We start from the raw sequence: 21,000 nt of genomic DNA, 5'->3' as shown, positions 1-21,000 counted from the left end.
TCGTGAAGCCATTTCTACTCATAAAATGTTGCCTGCTCGCTGCAGCTTTACTGATGGCGCAACTTGCACAGGCACAATATCATTACGTAGCCGGCGGTGAATACTATGTTGACACCGATCCGGGTATTGGTTTAGCCACACCACTGAATGCCGCAGACGGCACGTTCGATAATATCACAGAGCAGGTCTCCAAAAACATCAGCGGACTCACCACTGGATTACATACGCTCAATGTGCGGGTACGCGATAACAACAACAACTGGGGACCTGTATTTACGACCGTCCTGAAAGTGGATGATGCCGTTGTCGCACGGCAGGTGAATATTACGCAGGGCGAAGTTTTCTGGGACAATGATCCGGGACAAGGCAACGGTTCAGCCATGATAGCATTTGATGGCAACTTTAATGATGCCCTGGAAAAAGTGATGAGCAATAATTTTTTGCCGCCGCTTACAGCCGGTATGCATACACTGAATGTGCGTGTGAAAGGCCATGATGCTACCTGGAGTGATGTGTTTACGACTGTAGTGAGAGTCGATCCAGCCATCACGGCACGTGATATCAGGATCACTGCAGGTGAAGCATTTTTCGATACGGATCCGGGAGAAGGCGCCGGTACGCCACTGATCGCTTTCGACGGCAACTTCAACAGTGCATTGGAAACAGTTATGGCCGGAACATTTCTGCCGCCTACCGTCGAGGGACTTCATACACTTAATATCCGGGTGCATGGTACCGACGGTACCTGGAGCCCGGCATTCACCGTGGTGACAAGGGTGGATCCCGCACAGGTGCCCCGCACAGTGAAAATCACCGCCGGCGAAATATTCTTTGACACAGATCTCGGTGAAGGCGCGGCTTTGCCATTAATCGCCTTTGACGGAAATTTCAACAGTGCACTGGAAACACTGGCGGCAAGCAATGCGGGATCATCACTAACACTGGGTCTTCATACTATGAATATCCGGGTTATAGGCAATGATGGCGCATGGAGCCCTCTATTTACCACCGTGCTTTCCGTGGATACTCCGCTTACCATACCTAACGTACATATCACGGCAGGTGAATGCTGGTGGGATGAAAATATTGCAGGAGCTATAGCACTGATTTCATTTGACGGTTCATTTAATGATGCACTGGAGACCGTGATGAATAATGCAGCACTTCTTCCTCCTGCAGCAGGATTTCACAAAATCAGCATGCATGTGAAAGGACTTGATGGAAACTGGAGCAACACCTTCAGTGCAATTATCAGTGTTGAACAAGCCATTGTTGCCGGCAGCTTTTTTATCACAATGGGTGAATGCTGGTGGGATAATGATACTATCAACATCATACAACTTATTTCCTTTGACGGAACTTTCAATGATGCATTGGAAACCGTAATAAATAACGGAACATTCTATCCGCCTTCAGCTGGATTTCATAAACTGAATATCCGCGTAAAAGGATTTGACGGTAACTACAGCAACACCTTCAGCAGTATCATCAGCGTTGAACAACCTATTACGGCAACCACCTTCCAGGTTACCATGGGTGAATTATGGTGGGACAATGATACCAACAACACAACGCCACTCATATCTTTTGACGGGACCTTCAATGATGCCTTCGAGACACTGATCAGCAACGGGGCGATCGCTCCGCCTTCAGCCGGGTTTCATAAATTGAATGTACATGCGAAAGGTTATGACGGAAGTTTTGGCAACACTTTCAGCACTATCATCAGTGTAGAACAACCGATTACCGCACGCGATGTTAAAATTATCAGCGGTCAATACTGGTGGGATTCAGACAGCACCAACGCGGAAATGATGTTCGCTTTCGACGGAAGTTTTAACAATGCGCTTGAACAAATTACTGCATCGGCCAACTCGGGTTTAACCGGATCCGGTTTTCATTTGCTGAACGTGCGTGCCAAAGGACTTGACAACGCATGGAGTAATACTATGAAGTCGATGGTATTTGTTGATCCATGTATTTCCTCACCTTCCGTTTCCGTCACACCATCCACTCCCCAGCAAATCTGCACAGGCAGCAGCATTTTACTAAGTGCCGTGCCGGCCAACCTCGTCAGTTATACGTGGATTCGCGGTGTTGTTACTGTCGGCAGCGGGTCAACCTATTCGGCATCAGAACCTGGTTTCTATAAAGTTATTGGTTACGATGCCAACGGCTGTCCGGGTCAGTCAGCATACGTGCAGGTTGATACTGTATCCGCCAGCAGTGTGACAATTACGCCACTCGGTGCAACCACATTTTGTGAAGGCCCTTATCTTACGCTTGTTGCCTCCGGAGGTTTCTCTCAATACCTATGGAGCACTGGAGCCACAACGCAATCTATCAATGTATCAGCAACCGGCACCTTTACGGTTTCCGGAACTTCCGGTGCAGGTTGCTCAGCTACATCACAACCACTTTCGGTAACGGTCAATCCTAATCCTGCCGCCCCCACAATCAGCACTAGTGGTGCGACGACATTCTGTACAGGCGGAAGCGTACAACTCACTTCCTCGGCTGCAAACAGTTATCTATGGAATGACGGAGGCAGCACCACCCAATCTATCAATGCAACTTCATCAGGAGCCTACTTCGTGACTGTTTCCAATAGCTACGGATGCCAGGCAACGAATTCAGTACCTGTGATTGTTGACGTTCACAATCCTACCATCAGCGTTTATCCGGCCGGCCCCCTGACAGTGTGTAATTACAACCAGGCATCATTAGCTGTGTATGCAACAGGAACAAGCCTGAGTTTTCAATGGATGGAAAGCGGAATTGATATCAGCGGCGCTACCAATGCATCATTTAATACCACAGTACCTGGTAATTATTCTTGCCGCGTCACAGATGGGATTGGATGCACAGCCAGTTCAAATGTTGTAGCTGTTTCCTTCGTGGCCCCACCGGTTGTAACCATTGTGCCTTCCGGCCCAACTGCGATATGCAGCACAGGCAGTGTTGACCTGATGGCATCGCCTTCCGGTTTAAACTATTACTGGTCTAATGGCGCCACCACGCAAACAATCACCGCCACGCTGCCGGGTGAGTATAATGTAAATGTTACCGATGCCAATGGCTGCTTTGCTACGGCCACACCCGTTACGGTAACAGTTTCATCGCCGGTGAATGGCTTCGTTGCTGACAGCATAGAAAGATTTTTACCCGATAACGGATCCGTTCAGTTTACTTCCAGCACAAATGGAACTATAACAGGTTATAACTGGAAATTCGGCGATGGCGGAACTTCAACCCTCGTCAATCCTTCTCATACCTATACTTCGTCGAGTGCACCGGGATTTTATACCGTGAAACTTACGGTTACCAATGATGCAGGATGCACTGATTCCATTGCAGCTTATAACATGATCAGGGTGTGGGATGAATTCCCGCATGCAGGTACCACCTTCTATTCCTATTCAACGGAAGATGTTACCAATGCTTCCTTCATTTCTTCGCTTTACGGTTGCGCCATACAACCAAACGGGCAAGTATACATCACCAGCAACGGCGGAGATACATGGGATACCCTTGGCCTCCCCTGCACTTGTCATCTGAATGGTGTAAGCTATGTGGGCTCACAGGGTAACAGTGCCATTTGGGTGGCAGGTGAAGACGGTTTCACTGCTGTCAATTACACCGGAACACCGGGAGGATGGATCACTTACATTATACCTTGTGGTTGTTCCATTTCCAATATTTATTTCAGCAGTCCTGACAATGGATATGCAGTAGGAACAAACGGACAGGTATGGTTCTGGAATGGTACTTACTGGGGCAATATATCTCCCGGAATTTCCAATAATTTCTATGCAGTAAACTATTGGGGTGGTTACCTGTGGGCTGTGGGTTATGGCGGTATTATCTGGCAATATCAACCTGGTTTTGGGTGGGTAAATATAGTCTCCGGCACCATCTATAATCTTTACAGCATCAGCTTCGGCTGCACCTGTTCAGGCGGCGGATACAATGGTGGCGGCGGTGGATATGGCGGTGTGGGACTCGGCGTAGGTGCCGGCGGAACAATCATCATCAGTAATGATGGCGGCTCAACATGGCATAATTCATATTCAGGAACAACTTACGATCTGACAGGCGCATATGTGATTGATTCACTCCACATGATTTGCGTGGGTCAACATGGTATTGTCTTAACAACTGCTGATTGCGGTCTTACCTGGGTTCCCTGGAGCATAGGCAATACTGAAGATCTGACCAGCATCACTGCCAGCGGATGCGTGGCCTATATCACCGGAAACAATGGAGGCGTTTACACATTCCCCATTAATTTCAACGCAGCACCACCGGCATTCACTTTATCTGACGACACAATTTGTGCCGGCAGTTTCGCGACGTTAAGCGTGGTGAATCCAAAGTTTGGAAGTCAATATGTATGGAGTAATGGCAGTGCAGGAAACACACTCGTCACCAATGTGCCCGGAAATTATTCCGTAACGGAATATTCCTTGTGTGATACGCTAACGTCAGCGGTACAAACAATTTACCAGGGTGTGTCGACTGCTTCAATTGATGTGAGTGGTTCCACTAACCTATGCGGAATTGAAACCGTTACACTCACTGCCAGCAGCGGGGTGAGTTATCTGTGGAGCAATGGCTCTGTCGCCAGTTACATTGTTGTGAATGATGCCGGAAGCTATAGTGTAACCGTAACAGATGTATCAGGTTGTTCGGCCGTTGCAGATCCTGTTCTTATTACCAGCGAAAGCCCGCTGAACAGTATTGCCGCCGATAGTCTTGAGCGCTTCCTTCCCGGAAACGGCACAGTGCATTTTTCAGCCAGTACCAACGGTAACATAGTTTCATACCTCTGGGATTTTGGTGATGGAACAACAAGTGATGTCGCAAATCCTTCGCATACCTATAACGCTGCGAATGCTCCCGGCTTTTATGCCGTCAGCCTTACCGTCACGAACGACGAAGGATGCAGTGACGTGATCATTAACACTAACATGATCAGGGTATGGAACAAATTTGCGTGCACGGGAACTTCCTTTGCTACCTACTCATCGACGGATGTTTATGGTGCTTCATTTATTTCACCGCAATACGGTTGCGTGGTACAACCTGATGGTCACGTCTATCAAACTATTGACGGCGGCACTACCTGGCTGTCGCTTGGCTTGCCCTGCACTTGTCAGCTCAATGGCGTAAGTTATGTGGGCACACAGGGCAACAGCGCCATCTGGATTGCCGGAGCCGGCGGATTTACTGCTGTTAATTACTCCGGCCTGCCTGGCGGCTGGACTACCTACATCATTCCTTGCGGATGCGATATTCAAAATATTTATTTCAGCAATCCCAACAGCGGTTATGCTGTGGGTACCAACGGGCAGGTTTGGTATTGGAACGGCACTTTGTGGAGCAATATCTCTCCCGGTGTAACCAATACTTTTTATGGGGTGAACTATTGGAACGGTTACCTGTGGGTCGTGGGTTACAATGGTATCATCTGTTATTATCAGCCCGGCTCCGGATGGATTGCCGTTAACTCCGGCGTGCTTTACAACCTGTATGCTATTGCCTTTGGCTGCAACTGCCCCGGCGGCGGATACAGCGGCGGTGGTTATGGTGGCGTGGGTTGCAGCGTTGGCGCTTATGGAAGTATCTCCATCAGCAACAATGCAGGCGCTTCCTGGCATCCCTGCAATTCCGGCACTACCTATGATCTCACCGGTGTGATTGTGATTGATTCATTACACATGATTTGTGTGGGACACCACGGTATCATTCTCACTACTTCAGATTGCGGAATGACCTGGGTACAATGGAGTGTTGGCAATACGGATGACCTCACAGGAATTACTGCGAATGGTTGCCTTGCCTATATTACCGGTAAGAGCGGGAAAGTGTACACCTTCCCTGTGAACTTTGACCCTATTCCGCCTTCATTCACCGTTTCTAACGATACCGTTTGTTCATCAAGCCCGGTAACCTTAAGTGTAATCAATCCGAAAGTCGGAAGTGAATACAAATGGAGCAACGGAAGCACGGGAAATTCTATCATTGTGACAGCAGGTGGAGATTACTTCGTTTCAGAATATACAGCCTGCGACACACTCATAGCGGTCACACAGACGATTGTTGACGGTGTTGTTACGCCAACCATTCAGGCAAGCGGCTCCACCAACCTTTGCGGCAACAGCACAGTGACACTGACAGCGAGTGATGCATCAAATTACCTGTGGAGCAATGGAGCCACCACAAGTTTCATCGTAGTGAATACTCCCGGAGATTATAGCGTCACGGTTACCGATGGACTCGGATGCAGCGCCACTTCAGAGACCGTTACTGTTACGGCAGGCTCTCCGCTGAATGGTTTTGCTGCCGACAGCCTGGAACGATTCCTGCCCGGAAACGGAACAGTTTACTTTTCCAGCAACACCAACGGAACGATTGCGAGTTACTTGTGGGATTTTGGCGATGGCGCCACATCTGATCTGACCAATCCGTCACATACCTATTCACTGGCCAATGCTCCAAACTTCTATACTGTTAAATTAAAAGTGACAAGCGAAGATGGATGCACAGATTCGCTAACGATCAGCAATATGATCAGGGTATGGAACAAATTCAATTGTACACCAACATCATTTACCACTTATTCTACTATTGATGTTCACAGCGCGTCTTTCATTTCACCACTGTACGGTTGCGTGGTACAACCTGACGGTCACGTCTATCAAACTATTGACGGCGGCACTACCTGGCTGTCGCTTGGCTTGCCCTGCACTTGTCAGCTCAATGGCGTAAGTTATGTGGGCACACAGGGCAACAGCGCCATCTGGATTGCCGGAGCCGGCGGATTTACTGCTGTTAATTACTCCGGCCTGCCTGGCGGCTGGACTACCTACATCATTCCTTGCGGATGCGATATTCAAAATATTTATTTCAGCAATCCCAACAGCGGTTATGCTGTGGGTACCAACGGGCAGGTTTGGTATTGGAACGGCACTTTGTGGAGCAATATCTCTCCCGGTGTAACCAATACTTTTTATGGGGTGAACTATTGGAACGGTTACCTGTGGGTCGTGGGTTACAATGGTATCATCTGTTATTATCAGCCCGGCTCCGGATGGATTGCCGTTAACTCCGGCGTGCTTTACAACCTGTATGCTATTGCCTTTGGCTGCAACTGCCCCGGCGGCGGATACAGCGGCGGTGGTTATGGTGGCGTGGGTTGCAGCGTTGGCGCTTATGGAAGTATCTCCATCAGCAACAATGCAGGCGCTTCCTGGCATCCCTGCAATTCCGGCACTACCTATGACCTAACCGGTGTGATTGTGATTGATTCACTGCACATGATTTGTGTGGGGCACCACGGTATCATTCTCACTACTTCAGATTGCGGAATGACCTGGGTACACTGGAGTGTCGGCAATACGGATGACTTGCTTCATATAACAGCCAACGGATGCCTCGCCTATATCACCGGGCGCAGCGGAAGGATTTACACTTTCCCTGTGAACTTCGACCCTGTGCCACCTGCATTTACAGCATCAGCTGATACAGTATGCTTAACGAATCCTTCCACACTAAGTGTTGTCAATCCTAAAGTTGGGAGTGAATACATGTGGAGTGACGGAAGCACAGGAAATTCAATTGTTGTTACAGAAGGGGGCGACTATTCAGTTACTGAAATTTCTTTCTGCGATACAATCGAATCACCTATTTTAACCATTGCAGCAGGTGTTGTGACACCGGTGATCACCACGAGCGGTTCTACCAATCTTTGTGGCAGCGGTACTGTTACACTTACCAGCAGCGAAGCAGCAGGCTATTCATGGAGTACCGGAGAATCAACTCAGTCAATTGTAGTGAGCGATGCAGGCAGCTACAGTGTAACAGTGTCAGATAACTCAGGCTGCAGTGCAACCTCTGAGGCAGTAGTGGTAAGCAATATTGATCCTTTAACCGGATTTACTGCGGATAGTCTCGAGCGATTCCTGCCCGGAAACGGAACAGTTTACTTTTCCAGCAACACCAACGGAATGATTGCGAGTTACCTGTGGGATTTTGGCGATGGCGCCACATCTGATCTGGCCAATCCGTCACATACCTATTCACTGGCCAATGCTCCAAACTTCTATACTGTTAAATTAAAAGTAATAAGCGAGGATGGATGCGCAGATTCCATTACATCCACCAACCTGGTAAGAGTATGGAATATTTTCAGTCATACTTCAACAAATTTTGCTGCTTACTCCACCATTGATGTGGTGCGTGCATCCTTTATTTCACCTTTGCACGGCTGCATCGTTCAACCCAATGGCGAGGTTTACCAGACCGGTGATGGCGGAACAACATGGCTATCGCTCGGCCTGCCATGCACCTGCCACCTTAATGGTGTGAGCTATACAGGCATTCAGGGTAACAGCGCTATCTGGATTGCTGGTGAAGGAGGATTCACCGCAGTGAATTATACGGGCACCATTGGCGGCTGGATCACCTACATCATTCCATGCGGATGCGATATTCAAAATATTTATTTCAGCAATCCCAACAGCGGTTATGCTGTGGGTACCAACGGGCAGGTTTGGTATTGGAACGGTACTCTGTGGAGCAATATCTCTCCCGGTGTAACCAATACTTTTTATGGGGTGAATTATTGGAACGGTTATCTGTGGGCAGTGGGTTATAATGGAATCATCTGCCGTTATCAGCCCGGAATTGGATGGATTGCTGTTAACTCCGGCGTGCTTTACAACCTGTATGCTATTGCCTTTGGCTGCAACTGCCCCGGCGGCGGATACAGCGGCGGCGGTTATGGTGGCGTGGGTTGCAGCGTTGGCGCTTATGGAAGTATCTCCATCAGCAACAATGCAGGCGCTTCCTGGCATCCCTGCAATTCCGGCACTACCTATGATCTCACCGGTGTGATTGTGATTGATTCATTACACATGATTTGTGTGGGACACCACGGTATCATTCTCACTACTTCAGATTGCGGAATGACCTGGGTACACTGGAGCATTGGCAATACCGACGACCTGCTGCATATCACGGCCAACGGATGTCTCGCCTATATCACCGGGCGCAGCGGAAGGGTTTATACTTTCCCTGTGAACTTTGATGCCATCCCGCCTGTCTTCACTGCTTCAGCTGACACCGTATGTGAGGGAGACAGCATTACACTCAGTGTTACGAACCCGAAAATCGGAAGCGAATACGTCTGGAGCAATGGAAGTACCGGTATTACTGTTTCAGTTAACGAATCCGGTTCTTATTCATTGAGTGAAATTAATTATTGCGATACAGTAGCATCCGTGCAAATTACACCGGTTGAGGTACTGCCCGTCGTCGCTTACTACCAGGATGCAGATGCTGATTTATATGGAAATGCATCAGTATCCACTCAATCATGCATTCCTGTTTCAGGTTATGTAACCGACAGCACTGATTGTAACGATACAGACGCTGCTGTCAATCCCGGAGTGGTGGAAGTGATTAACGGCATTGATGATAATTGTGATGGACAGACCGATGAACCTGCCTGCTTCATTCCAATTGGCCTTGCACATGCCGAGATCACTTCGTCGAGTGAACTGGTAAGCTGGGATCCTGTACCAGGCGCAACCAAGTACAAAATTCAGTATGGTCTTGCTCATCCAAACACAACGTGGTATCCGAAGAGTGTTGTTGCTCCGGGAACATCCATACTGATAAAAGGCCTCACTCCGTCCACCAATTACAAGTGGAAAGTGCGCACCATTTGCGGCACTTCCAAAACCGTCTTTTCACCGACCGACAAATTCACTACCCTTCCTTTGAAATCAGCAATGCCGGCGGATGCAATGAGTCACGATCCTGTCTTTGAAGTCTATCCTAATCCGAGCAATGGCCATTTCGTAGTTGAATTATCGCTTGATGCTAAAGAGAGCAATGAGGCCATGATCCAGATCACTAACCTCATCGGACAGGTTGTGTATGAAGAAAAAGTGGCCGTTCCGGATGGAAGACTGCATGATGAGATACAGCTGGCTGCTTATCAGAAAGGTGTTTTCCTGCTGCACATTGCAGTGGATGATCAGACCTTTACCAGGAAACTTGTGATTGAAGAATAATTTTAAGTGATGTATCAAAAAATCCGGAATGGCGACAATCATTCCGGATTTTTTATTTTATCAGTGCACGTTGCAAGACTATTGCATCACCAGTAAAAACCAATTAATAGATCAGTTTTTCTTTCCATCGCGCAGTCGAAGCCGACTGATCTGACACAGTGAATAATTTGCTTACATTTGGAAATTGCAGTCCGCAAAAATGTCGATACTCAATCACAGGTTCGGTACCCTGGCACATGCCCTCACAGGATTTGCACTCGCATTAAAGGGATATACTAAAATGACTGACCATCATGCCGTCATTGGAGGCATCATCCTGTTTTCAGGCCTTGTAATCATAGGTTATGTATTGTATGAAAGAAAACAAAAAACACACAGCAGAATGCTTGGCGTCGGCATCCATTTCCTGGAAGGCCTTGCCCTGCTGTTTACTTCATGGGTTTATTTTGAAGAAGGGAAAACCTATTTGCCCTATGTAACACTGATTGCCGCGATCGGTTTTTTTATCACTGTACCGTTTATCTACAGGAAAAATAAACGCTTAAACAACTCGCATACTACCAACCTGCCGGAACAAAAGCGTGTGATGACCAGCCCGGATGAACAATAACCGAGGACGACAACAGTCATCATTCTCCTATGCTGCATCAACCCAATAACGAAAATCTCGTATCAACCCATGATCTGGAAATCAGTAATCGACCTTCAGGAACTGAACGAATGGCACAATAACAGTATGCAGCAGCATGTTGGTATTGAGTTTACCGAGGCAGGTGACGATTATCTCAAAGCAACAATGCCGGTTGACTACCGTACCAAACAGCCAATGGGTTTGCTGCATGGCGGCGCTTCCGTTGTTTTGGCTGAATCGCTGGGAAGTGTTGCTTCTGTCCTGTGCATTGATACAACTACACAAACGGTAGTCGGCCTGGAAATAAATGCCAACCATATCAAAACGGCGCGTGATGGTTATGTTACCGGCGTGGCCAGGCCCATTCATTTAGGCAGAAGCACGCAGGTTTGGGAGATTAAAATTTATAATGAGCAGGAGAAACTGATTTGCATCAGCCGCATCACCAATGCCATTCTCGATAGAAAATAATTACCTACCGGAACCTGAGTTTAAAGTATAGTATCACCAGGCAAAGCAACAATGTAATTGTATTTGCGGCGATTACCGGAATATTGTGAACCCTGATGCCATAGATCAGCCAGACAGTGATGCCGGCTGAAAAAATTCCGAACATGCCAAGCGAAAGGTCCTTTGCTGATTTCGACCGCCAGGTTTTAAGAACCTGTGGCAGAAATGAAACGGATGTAAGTGCTCCGGCAACTAACCCAAGTGTATCATCTGCTGTCATTGGAAAGTATTTTATTTTGTTTTTAATCTCCGGTTGGAATCCGACAAGTATATTCCGGGTGAAACTGAATTAACAATCACGTTAAAACAAGGCGGAGAGCAATGCGATCAGCAGAAATTGCAATATCATCATACCGTCCACAATAAAAATATAGTAGTAATCTGATTGCTTCGAACTTGTTCGTTGCACGACGAAGTATGTGATGCCGGCTGACAGGATCATGGCCAGCCCTGTTGCGTAATCCTGTAGCAGCAATACATAATGAATTACAGCCATGATAATCAGCATAGCACTTAATCCTTTGTAGAGGTGCTGCGTAAATACAGGGCCATAAAGTATGGGAATGGTCTTTAAACCTTCCTTACTGTCAAATTCAACGTCGCGTGCATCGAAGCAAAGCGCGATTATAAAAATAAACAGCATACGTTCTGCCAGCACCAGCCAGAGGTGGTAATCCGATAGCGGCACATGCGCATTCACAGCTGGCAGAAATGCCGTTGCCAGTGTCCACACAGAAGTAATCATAAACGCCTTATGAATCCAGAGGTTCCGCAGGCTCCTGAAACGGCTTGTCTTTTTTATCAGCGGTAATTCATATAACAGCGAAACGGCACCAAGCACTGCCAATATTCCGAAAATCAGCAATGAAGTCTGAAAAACAAAAAATGCAACGCCGCCCGCGCCAATGAGGGCAAGCATGAAGAGGGTGAAACGATGTTGTGCAGCCCATGCCGTCACAACACCATAATCCTGCGGCTGCAGGCGTGCGACCACCAGCAGGCGATGCACGTTGTACAATGATAGTGTTGCAAAAAAAATCAGCATCGCCAATCCGTCCAGCCGGAGCGGCAATTGCAGCTGCTGGTACGTTTCCAGCGAAAGCACTAATGCACAAATTGCAATAATGATATTCCCAAAGATAAACGGGTTAAGTATTCGACTTGTCAGCTCATTATAATTTGCGGGCATGAGGGTGCTTTTGACAAAATTCCGTGACCTTGCAGCAAAGCCGGATTATGCTGCAGCATGCTGTTACTTACAAAGGAATGTTTCCATGCTTCTTCCTTGGGCGCTTGTCCACTTTGTTTTCAAGCAATGAGAATGCCCTGATCAGCTTAATGCGTGTTTCATCGGGCCTGATCACTTCATCAATATAACCGTGAGCCGCGGCTCCATACGGATGAGCGAATTTCTCAGCATATTCATCCACCTTCTCCTGCAACTTTGCTTCTTTGTCTGCAGCGGCATTAATTTCTTTTCTGAAAATAATCTCCGCTGCACCCTTGGCGCCCATCACTGCTATTTCCGCCGTTGGCCATGCATAGTTCATATCCGCGCCAATGTGTTTCGAGTTCATCACATCATAGGCGCCACCATATGCTTTACGCGTAATAACAGTGACACGTGGCACAGTTGCTTCGCAAAAGGCATACAACAATTTAGCGCCATTGCTGATGATACCATTCCATTCCTGATCGGTTCCCGGCATAAATCCGGGCACATCTTCGAGCACCAGCAGCGGCACATTGAATGAATCGCAGGTACGCACAAACCTTGCACCTTTTGAAGAGGCCTTGATATCCAGCACACCGGCCAGCACAGCAGGCTGATTGGCTACAATACCGATACTGCGGCCGGCAATTCTCGCAAACCCAACCACCATATTCTCTGCAAAATCCTTATGCACTTCTAAAAAACTTCCCGGGTCAACAATTGCGTCAATCACATCCTTGATGTCATACGGATGATTCGGGTTGTCGGGAATAATGGAGTTGAGTTTCGGTCGCCGTTCATCAGCCGCTTCATAAGGATATGCCGGTGCAATATCTTCACAGTTCTGCGGCAGGTATGATAACACATTTTTAATCTTTTGAATACAGTCAGCTTCATTGGCCGATGTAAAATGTGTCACTCCCGATTTAGTCGCATGCGTCATTGCACCACCCAGTTCTTCAAAGGATACTTCTTCATGGGTTACCGTCTTCACCACATTAGGACCAGTGACAAACATGTAAGATGTATTTTCCACCATCAATACAAAATCGGTGATGGCAGGAGAATACACGGCTCCGCCGGCACAGGGCCCCATAATTGCAGATAGCTGTGGAATAACGCCGGATGCTTTTGTATTCAGGTAAAAAATATCAGCATAGCCTCCCAATGAAACCACCCCTTCCTGTATACGGGCACCACCACTGTCATTCAGACCAACAACAGGGACACCATTTTTCAATGCCATCTCCATGATACGGACAATTTTAGCGGCATGCGTTTCGGAAAGTGAACCGCCAAAGACCGTAAAATCCTGAGAATACACATAAACCATTCTGCCATTCACCGTGCCATAGCCTGTCACAACACCATCTCCGAGATACACTTCTTTCTCCATGCCAAAATCAGCGGAGCGGTGCATGACAAACATGCCTACTTCTTCAAAAGAACCTTCATCCATCAGCAATTGAATACGTTCTCTTGCTGTTAGTTTTCCTTTCTTATGCTGATCCTCAATACGCCTGGCCCCACCGCCTTCAAGTGCTTTGGTAATTTTTTCTTCCAGCTGCTGAAATTTCGCTTGGGTCATGTTGTTTAGATTAATTCCTGATGACTTATTAATAGATGGTTGCTAAGATAGAATTAAATCGGTTTCATGGAATTGTACCTAACTTGTATTTTTACGATTCACTAATTTGCCGAAATATGCTGCAAGAATACCTGGCTGGACAGTTTGAAAGCGCCCTCATACAGCTCAAGAATGAAATCAACAGCTACACGCATAAAGAAAACATCTGGAAGCTGAAAGGTGAAATCAAAAATTCCGGCGGTACGCTGGCACTGCACCTTATTGGCAACCTGCGTCATTTTATTGGTGCTGCACTTGGCCAAACAGGATTCGTGCGTAACCGGGAAGCTGAATTTAACGACCGCAATGTGCCTTCTGCTGAAATCATGAAGAACATTGATGAGCTCGCTTACATGGTGAAAATAACGGTAAGCAACCTTACGACGGAACAACTCTTTGGTGAATATCCGCTGAAAGACGGCAAACCCGCGAAAATTACTTCAGAAAGATTAGTACAATTGCTGGGGCACCTACAATACCACGTCGGGCAGATCAACTACCACCGACGTATGATAGATGCACCGGTCAGTTTGCCGGATGGCGTTGATTCACTTGAAAAAAGGGTTTGATGATGTGATACTGGTAATTGATAGCAGGTCATCAGATAGCGTGCCTTGCTATTCAACCGGTACTACTGCGTAAGCTTGCCTAAATCCTTGGGCCCAATCAGATGCTGTAAGCCATATATTGCTGCATTGCTCATAACAGAATATTTTCCGCATAATCAGCAATGCATTCAGTGACCAGAAGGATGCAGATGCAGTGCTATTGCTTCCTGATATATTCCAGTGCTTCATCTTCTCCCTTCAGAAAATTATTATAACTGTGGTGGATCAAAATATCAGGTAGCAGCGGCCCGTCGTGGCCGGGCCAGTTGTTCCAGAATTTGGTGGAATAGTAAACGGTAATTCTTGATATAGGTAATTCAAAACTCCTTACTTCACCAAAGTGATTGATGTTGGCGCCGGTAGGTTCACCCACAGCAATAGCATGGTTTTCCTTCACGAGTTCAACTGCATTCATCAATGCAGAAGAAAATGTTTTCCTGCCAATCAGCACATATAACTTCCCTTCCGCATTTAAATAACTACTACGGATGCTTCGCAGAAAAGGGTTTAATACGCTGGAATACCCACCACCATTGTACCGGAGATCAACAATCAGTTTTGATGGCCTGCGAAGTTCAATCTCCTTAAACAGTTGCCTGTTAAACGTTTCGAACGGAAGATGATCGTCCTCTGCACATTGTGTGTAATTAAAATATAGCGCATCGTAGGTTGTATCGAATTGATACCAGTAAAAATCATCACGCGAAAATGCCATGAGATTGTTTAACGGTTCCGCTTTTTGCAACATTCCTGCCTGATCAACCGGAACAGCGCCGATAATTACAGATATCGAATCACCTTGCAGCGTAAGCAGCCGGAAGTGTGCCTCTTTCTCCTGTTCAATAATACCAAGTCCTTTTAACAATTCCGGTTTGTTGCAATAGTAAGCTATCCAGAATTTAATGAATGATGCATTGTCCTTTTTCAATATCCCTGATAGCTTTGTTATTACTTCATCAACCGTATGATTGTCAATTGCCAATAGCCGGCACGAAAGATATCTGCTGTTCGCGCTGTCTGAAAGTATAATCGCCAGGCCTTCATCAAAGTAATCGAAACGCAATGGGAATACCTTTTCAAATCCGGGATCAATCCGTGTATGTTCATCAGCGATAAGGGCATTGATGCTGCACAGTCGCACAATGAATGTTTCCCTCGACAGTTCACTTGCATGACTTTTCAGATCATTGGTCAGACTGTCAAATACTTTTCTGCTGATATTGACAAACAGGTTTTTATGCCTTGCAATTAACTGATCGTGGAAATAGTCAATATCTGCCGTATAGTCCTGCTTAACAGAAGATGACTGAGCATATAGCACAGCATAGCTGAACATAACCTGAAAAAAGAGGGTAAAGATCATTTTTGTCATGCTATAGATTTAACTGGAATCTAATACGTTCACTGCCCTACTTTCAAGTGATAACTAATCTGATGAAAAGATAAATATCCTTCCGGAAAAGATTCCAATGTCATATTTCGGGAAATGAGTGAGCAATGTTTTTTGACGCGAGGAAGCTTTCCGTCGCATGGATCATCGGAGTCCGTCTATAGTTTGCATGGATAAGCCCGTTAAACTTTTTTTTCCTTCCAGTTACCGTTTTTCAGGTACCAGCCGCACATCAAAAAAGTTATGATCCAATAGACGGCTTCCGCAAGCCATATTGTCGGCAGGTTCCAATGAAACACCACGGCAGCCAGCATGGTATAGGTAACATAGAATGCAATGGCCACGGCTTCAATCAATAAAGATACACGGGTGGCGCCTGTACCACTCACTGCAAAAATGGTGAGTATGGAAAAGGAGAACAGCACTATGGCAACTGTCAGCGTACGCAAAGTTGGTATGCTGTCAAGTATTAACTCTCTTTCATTGGTGTAAACCGATAAGGTGGCAACAGGAAAAATATTAATGAGCAATCCGAAAAATATGGAAAAGCCAATGCTGATATAGGAAACTTTCCTGATCAGTGGAATAACATCGACAGCCCTGCCTTGCCCGATCAGGTTGCTGGTCATGGAATTAACCGTTGATGCCAGCGCCCAGACCGGAATTCCGTAAAAGGTGTAGAGGCCGCGTACCAGATTGGATATGGCTAAAGGATGTTCACCAAGGTGCTCAATGGCCAGGAAAAACAGCCACCATGATCCGACACTGATCACCTGCTGAAACATAAGCGGAGTTGAAAGCTTGAGCATATTGCCCATCAACTGCAGCTTTATTTTTGCAAACTGAAAAAGATGATAATCTACTCTGAATTTCTTCACCAGGAAATAGATCACGAATACTATGGTAACGCTGACTTCAGCAATGGATGAAGCAAGACCGGCCCCGCCAACGCCCATTTGCGGAAATCCAAAATTGCCAAATACAAGACAGTAGAGAAAAAACACATTTATCCCAACCATCGCCCCGGTAGTCCACACGGTTACGCGCGTATTTCCGATGCCGATAAAAAATGACATGAAACAGGAATTCAGCAATCCGAACAGGATACCGTAAGAACGGTAATGCAGAAAATAAGTGGCCTTCTGTAATATGATATCAGATTGAATAATGACGGACAGCATCTTTTGAGATAAGTAATGCATCAGCATAAATTCCAGTATCGCCAGTAACAATATCATCCTGAGCTGATGGTCGAGCACTTCACCAATCGCTGCATTGTTTCCCTCTCCTTTTCTCCTTGCTATCATCACCTGCATGCCGATATTCATGGCATAACCGATATTGAATAAAAGAAAATAATAGATGCCGCCAATGGCACTTCCTCCCATATCAGTTTCACCAATACGGCCAATAAAGGATGTATCTACGAGGTAAATAAAATTTTGACCCAGCGATCCAAGCATGATCGGCCAGGCAATGTGGAAGATATTACGGTAAGAGGAGTATGAATGCTTATCTGTCATACAAAGAGCGACAAGATAATTATACTGTAAGATGATTGTCGCTTCGCTGTATTTTTATGAAGATGCAAGCTGATACACTAACTGCAAAGCAGACCGTACCGATTATTCAAAAAAAAGGCCGTCTTCCGACAGCCTTTTAATTTTTGGGTGGATGATGGGGCTCGAACCCACGACCCTCAGCTCCACAAACTGATGCTCTAACCAACTGAGCTACAACCACCGTATAAGGCTGCAAATATAAATGAAATCGGTAAAGGTTCAGATTTTAGGCGTCAGATTGTTGGTCAAATGGTATGGATTGCACCTACCGTTAATTTCCCCGCCCTTTGTGCATTAACGTTTTTAATACTTCAGCAAATCTAACTGCCGTAAAGTTCTGACACTTTTTTCCAGTTCACTACATTCCAGATACCTGCCAGGTAGTCGGCACGTTTATTCTGGTACTTCAGGTAATAAGCATGTTCCCAGACATCAATGCCGAATATTGGTTTGCCCTTTTCTTTTACAATATCCATGAGCGTATTATCCTGATTCGGAGTAGTAACGATCGCTAACTTTCCGTCGCTGCCGGCAATCAGCCAAACCCATCCCGAACCAAAGACACCCATGCCTGCTTTGCTGAATTCCTCTTTAAATTTATCCATGGTTTCCCATTTGGCAACCATTGCATCTTTCAATTTACCGGTTGGCAGAGCATCAGACTTAGGGCCGATCACCTGCCAGAAGAAAGTGTGATTCCAGTGTCCGCCGCCCATGTTACGAATTGCAGACCTTGAACCATCGGGCAGTTTTTCAATTCCTGTCAGCAACGCTTCCAGCGATCTGCCCTTCAGCTCCGGTGCCTTTTCTATAGCAGCATTTAATTTGTCGACGTAACCCTGGTGATGTTTCGTGTAATGGATCTCCATCGTGCGGGCGTCAATGAACGGCTCAAGGGCATCATATGCATAAGGTAACGGGGCAAGCCTGAAAGCGCCATCATCAGCCGGTTGAAACGACTCATCTGCAAATAATGGAGTGGCGGAAGATAAATGCCAGTTGAGAGAGATCAAGCTCATAGTGCCCGCTGCGGCTAAAGCTCCCTTCCTGATAAATTCACGACGGGAATTTTTTGTTACGGTTTTCATGTTATTGGTTTTTGGTTTGTAATCGGAAAATGGACAAGTTTCGCAATGGCTAAATTGGGTAATTTTACGAAAGCAAAAATAATTGGTTGTTAACAAAAGAATACGTACGAGAAACAAATGGTGTACTGCATCCTGAAAATGAAACCTTATGGAATCTGTCGATAACGAGCTTGAAGTAATGATGCAGGTGGAGGGTATGACTTGTTCCAGTTGTGCCATGACGGTTACAAAATTCCTGCAGAAACGCGGCATGAAAGAAATATTTGTTGACTTCGCTTCCGGAGCCGTAAAATTCAGTGCCGACGCAACCTATAATGCCGAAGATATTTCAAGAGGCATCGAAGGCTTGGGCTATCACGTGCATAAGGCAGCCGGATCTGGTAGTATTTCCATACTACCGGATTGGCTGAAATCCCTGGAAACGAAATTCTATTGCGCCCTCGCCTTTACTTTCCCATTACTGCTGCACATGGTTTTGCCCTGGCCATTGCTGCACCAGCCTGTTGTACAACTGCTGTTGTGCATGCCGGTCATGTTGATTGGCTTCCTTCATTTCGGAAGAAGTGCATGGGGTTCCCTTCGCGAAGGTGTTCCCAATATGGATGTACTCATTTTTGTTGGCAGCACGGCTGCTTTCCTATATAGTGTCATCGGATTGTTTGTCTATCAGGATGCCAACTATTTATTCTTTGAAACTGCCGCATCTATCATAACACTGGTATTGCTGGGCAACCTCATAGAAAAACGATCTGTGCAAAGAACACGGTCAGCAGTAACCGAACTGGGCAAACTTCAGCCGCATAAAGCCAAACGCATTGACTTTTACGGAATCCAGGCTTTCGAGGTGATTTCCGAAGTTGACCTGCATGATATCAAAACTGATGACTACGTACTGATCAATTCAGGCGACAGGATTCCGGCCGATGGTAGCGTTGCATGGGGAGAAGGCTGGGTCGATGAAGCAATGATTACCGGTGAGAGCATTCCGGTACCCAAGCAACCCGGCGATGAACTTATCACAGGTACCGTACTCAGCGAAGGTTCTCTTAAGATGAAAGTGATGGCAGTCGGTAAGCAAACAGTGCTCGCCCGCATCATTGAGCTGGTAAACGATGCACAACGGAACAAGCCCCGCATTCAACGGCTCGCCGACCGGATCACCGCCATTTTCGTACCTGCAGTATTCATGATTTCCGTGGTAACATTTGTAACAGGTTATTTTCTTTTCCACCTTCCTTTTCAGCATAGCCTGATGAGCAGCATTGGCGTATTGGTGATTTCCTGTCCATGTGCCATGGGTCTCGCTACCCCAACAGCAGTAATGGTAGGCATTGGCCGGGCCGCAAAAAAAGGCATCCTGATAAAAGGCGCGCAGTCACTCGAAACGCTGGCAGGTATTCAAACAGTGGTGTTTGACAAAACCGGAACACTGACCACCGGGAAATTTAAAATCAACCGGATGCGGAGTCACGGCACAACAGAAGAAGAAGAATTAAAGAGCATTCTGCTGAGCGTGGAGAAATTTTCATCGCACCCCATCGCCATGAGCATAACCAAAGAATTGCAGCAGGCATCATTTTTCCCATTGTACAGGATAAGCGAAAAAAAAGGATTGTCTGTTTCAGGATACGATGAAGCGGGCAACTATTATGAAGCAGGATCTTACCAGGTTGCTGCCGGACTAACGAATGATGACAGCTTTAACGTATATGTGCTGAAGAACAATCAGCTGGCAGGCATGGTGGATATAAGGGATGAAGTACGGGAAGAAGCGAAAGCCGCATTGCAATACCTGAAGGAGAAAGGCATAAAATCAGTAATGCTCAGCGGTGACCGGCAGGCTGCCTGTAATGCCATTGCCGCACAGTTGGGAATTGATGAATTCCATGCTGAAAAAAACCCGGAACAAAAGCTGCAAATCATTCACGGCCTGATGAAGAATTCGGCCGTTGCCATGGTAGGTGATGGCATTAATGATGCACCTGCACTTACCGCTGCCAGCATTGGCATTTCGCTGAGTGGCGCAACGCAGATTGCCGTGGATGCAGCACAGATCATCCTGCTGCACAACGATCTGCGGCTGCTGCCCGAAGCATTCCGTATCAGCAGGCATACATTACTCACCATTCGACAGAATTTATTCTGGGCTTTCTGTTACAACATCATAGCTATCCCGATTGCCGCATTTGGCTGGCTGCGTCCTGTTGTGGGTGCCGCCTCCATGGCTTTCTCCGATGTAATGGTAATCGGTAACTCACTCCGCTTGCGCGCAAAAAAATTATCTTAGTG

General features: G+C 46.6%; 11 protein-coding genes and 1 tRNA gene. 5 read left to right on the top strand and 7 right to left on the bottom strand.

What is annotated here, in order from left to right:
• The first annotated feature begins 2 nt into the window (after positions 1-2).
• From K1X61_14600 to K1X61_14590, 3 genes are all read left to right on the top strand, one after another.
• Complete coding sequence (locus K1X61_14600) at positions 3-10,082, top strand: PKD domain-containing protein (protein MBX7109877.1); 10,080 nt, start codon at positions 3-5, stop codon at positions 10,080-10,082.
• A gap of 199 nt (positions 10,083-10,281) precedes the next feature.
• Positions 10,282-10,692 carry a hypothetical protein gene (locus K1X61_14595; protein ID MBX7109876.1) on the top strand — a complete coding sequence of 137 codons (411 nt, stop codon included), beginning with the start codon at positions 10,282-10,284 and terminating at the stop codon, positions 10,690-10,692.
• 69 nt (positions 10,693-10,761) lie between these two features.
• On the top strand, positions 10,762-11,184 hold the full coding sequence (locus K1X61_14590; GenBank protein MBX7109875.1) for a hotdog fold thioesterase: 423 nt from the start codon (positions 10,762-10,764) through the stop codon (positions 11,182-11,184).
• Between the two features lie 4 nt (positions 11,185-11,188).
• On the opposite strand, the gene K1X61_14585 is transcribed toward K1X61_14590, so the two are convergent.
• From K1X61_14585 to K1X61_14575, 3 genes are all read right to left on the bottom strand, one after another.
• Positions 11,189-11,443, bottom strand: coding sequence for a SemiSWEET transporter (locus tag K1X61_14585; protein MBX7109874.1), 255 nt, complete (start codon positions 11,441-11,443; stop codon positions 11,189-11,191).
• Between the two features lie 81 nt (positions 11,444-11,524).
• The gene (locus K1X61_14580) at positions 11,525-12,412 is read right to left on the bottom strand and encodes a UbiA family prenyltransferase (protein MBX7109873.1); all 888 of its coding nucleotides are present in this window, start codon (positions 12,410-12,412) and stop codon (positions 11,525-11,527) included.
• A 67-nt stretch (positions 12,413-12,479) separates the two neighbouring features.
• Positions 12,480-14,024, bottom strand: coding sequence for an acyl-CoA carboxylase subunit beta (locus tag K1X61_14575; protein MBX7109872.1), 1,545 nt, complete (start codon positions 14,022-14,024; stop codon positions 12,480-12,482).
• 116 nt (positions 14,025-14,140) lie between these two features.
• Between K1X61_14575 and K1X61_14570 the strand changes: the two genes are divergently transcribed.
• A complete protein-coding gene (locus K1X61_14570) occupies positions 14,141-14,632 on the top strand; it encodes a DUF1572 domain-containing protein (protein ID MBX7109871.1) in 492 nt (163 codons plus the stop codon).
• A 196-nt stretch (positions 14,633-14,828) separates the two neighbouring features.
• Here the strand turns inward: K1X61_14570 and K1X61_14565 are convergent, their stop codons facing one another.
• From K1X61_14565 to K1X61_14550, 4 genes are all read right to left on the bottom strand, one after another.
• Complete coding sequence (locus tag K1X61_14565) at positions 14,829-16,043, bottom strand: hypothetical protein (GenBank protein MBX7109870.1); 1,215 nt, start codon at positions 16,041-16,043, stop codon at positions 14,829-14,831.
• Between the two features lie 200 nt (positions 16,044-16,243).
• Positions 16,244-17,584, bottom strand: coding sequence for an MATE family efflux transporter (locus K1X61_14560; protein ID MBX7109869.1), 1,341 nt, complete (start codon positions 17,582-17,584; stop codon positions 16,244-16,246).
• Positions 17,585-17,730: 146 nt separating this feature from the next.
• Positions 17,731-17,804: transfer RNA gene (locus K1X61_14555), tRNA-His, on the bottom strand.
• A gap of 139 nt (positions 17,805-17,943) precedes the next feature.
• Entirely contained in the window at positions 17,944-18,642 is a 699-nt protein-coding gene (locus K1X61_14550; GenBank protein ID MBX7109868.1) for a superoxide dismutase, read from the bottom strand.
• Between the two features lie 217 nt (positions 18,643-18,859).
• Between K1X61_14550 and K1X61_14545 the strand changes: the two genes are divergently transcribed.
• Positions 18,860-20,998, top strand: a complete 2,139-nt coding sequence (locus K1X61_14545; GenBank protein MBX7109867.1) for a cation-translocating P-type ATPase — start codon at positions 18,860-18,862, stop codon at positions 20,996-20,998.
• The last annotated feature ends 2 nt before the right edge of the window (positions 20,999-21,000 follow it).

The organism is Chitinophagales bacterium, assembly GCA_019694975.1.
Classification (GTDB): domain Bacteria; phylum Bacteroidota; class Bacteroidia; order Chitinophagales; family UBA10324; genus JACCZZ01.
The sequence above is the reverse complement of the archived record's forward strand: the minus strand, read 5'-3'. Positions and strand labels throughout refer to the sequence as shown.

Coding starts and splice junctions, on each gene's coding strand:
- K1X61_14595 (MBX7109876.1), top strand. CDS start 10,282: ATGTCGATACTCAATCACAGGTTCGGTACCCTGGCACATGCCCTCACA.
- K1X61_14590 (MBX7109875.1), top strand. CDS start 10,762: ATGATCTGGAAATCAGTAATCGACCTTCAGGAACTGAACGAATGGCAC.
- K1X61_14585 (MBX7109874.1), bottom strand. CDS start 11,443: ATGACAGCAGATGATACACTTGGGTTAGTTGCCGGAGCACTTACATCC.
- K1X61_14580 (MBX7109873.1), bottom strand. CDS start 12,412: ATGCCCGCAAATTATAATGAGCTGACAAGTCGAATACTTAACCCGTTT.
- K1X61_14575 (MBX7109872.1), bottom strand. CDS start 14,024: ATGACCCAAGCGAAATTTCAGCAGCTGGAAGAAAAAATTACCAAAGCA.
- K1X61_14570 (MBX7109871.1), top strand. CDS start 14,141: ATGCTGCAAGAATACCTGGCTGGACAGTTTGAAAGCGCCCTCATACAG.
- K1X61_14565 (MBX7109870.1), bottom strand. CDS start 16,043: ATGACAAAAATGATCTTTACCCTCTTTTTTCAGGTTATGTTCAGCTAT.
- K1X61_14560 (MBX7109869.1), bottom strand. CDS start 17,584: ATGACAGATAAGCATTCATACTCCTCTTACCGTAATATCTTCCACATT.
- K1X61_14550 (MBX7109868.1), bottom strand. CDS start 18,642: ATGAGCTTGATCTCTCTCAACTGGCATTTATCTTCCGCCACTCCATTA.
- K1X61_14545 (MBX7109867.1), top strand. CDS start 18,860: ATGGAATCTGTCGATAACGAGCTTGAAGTAATGATGCAGGTGGAGGGT.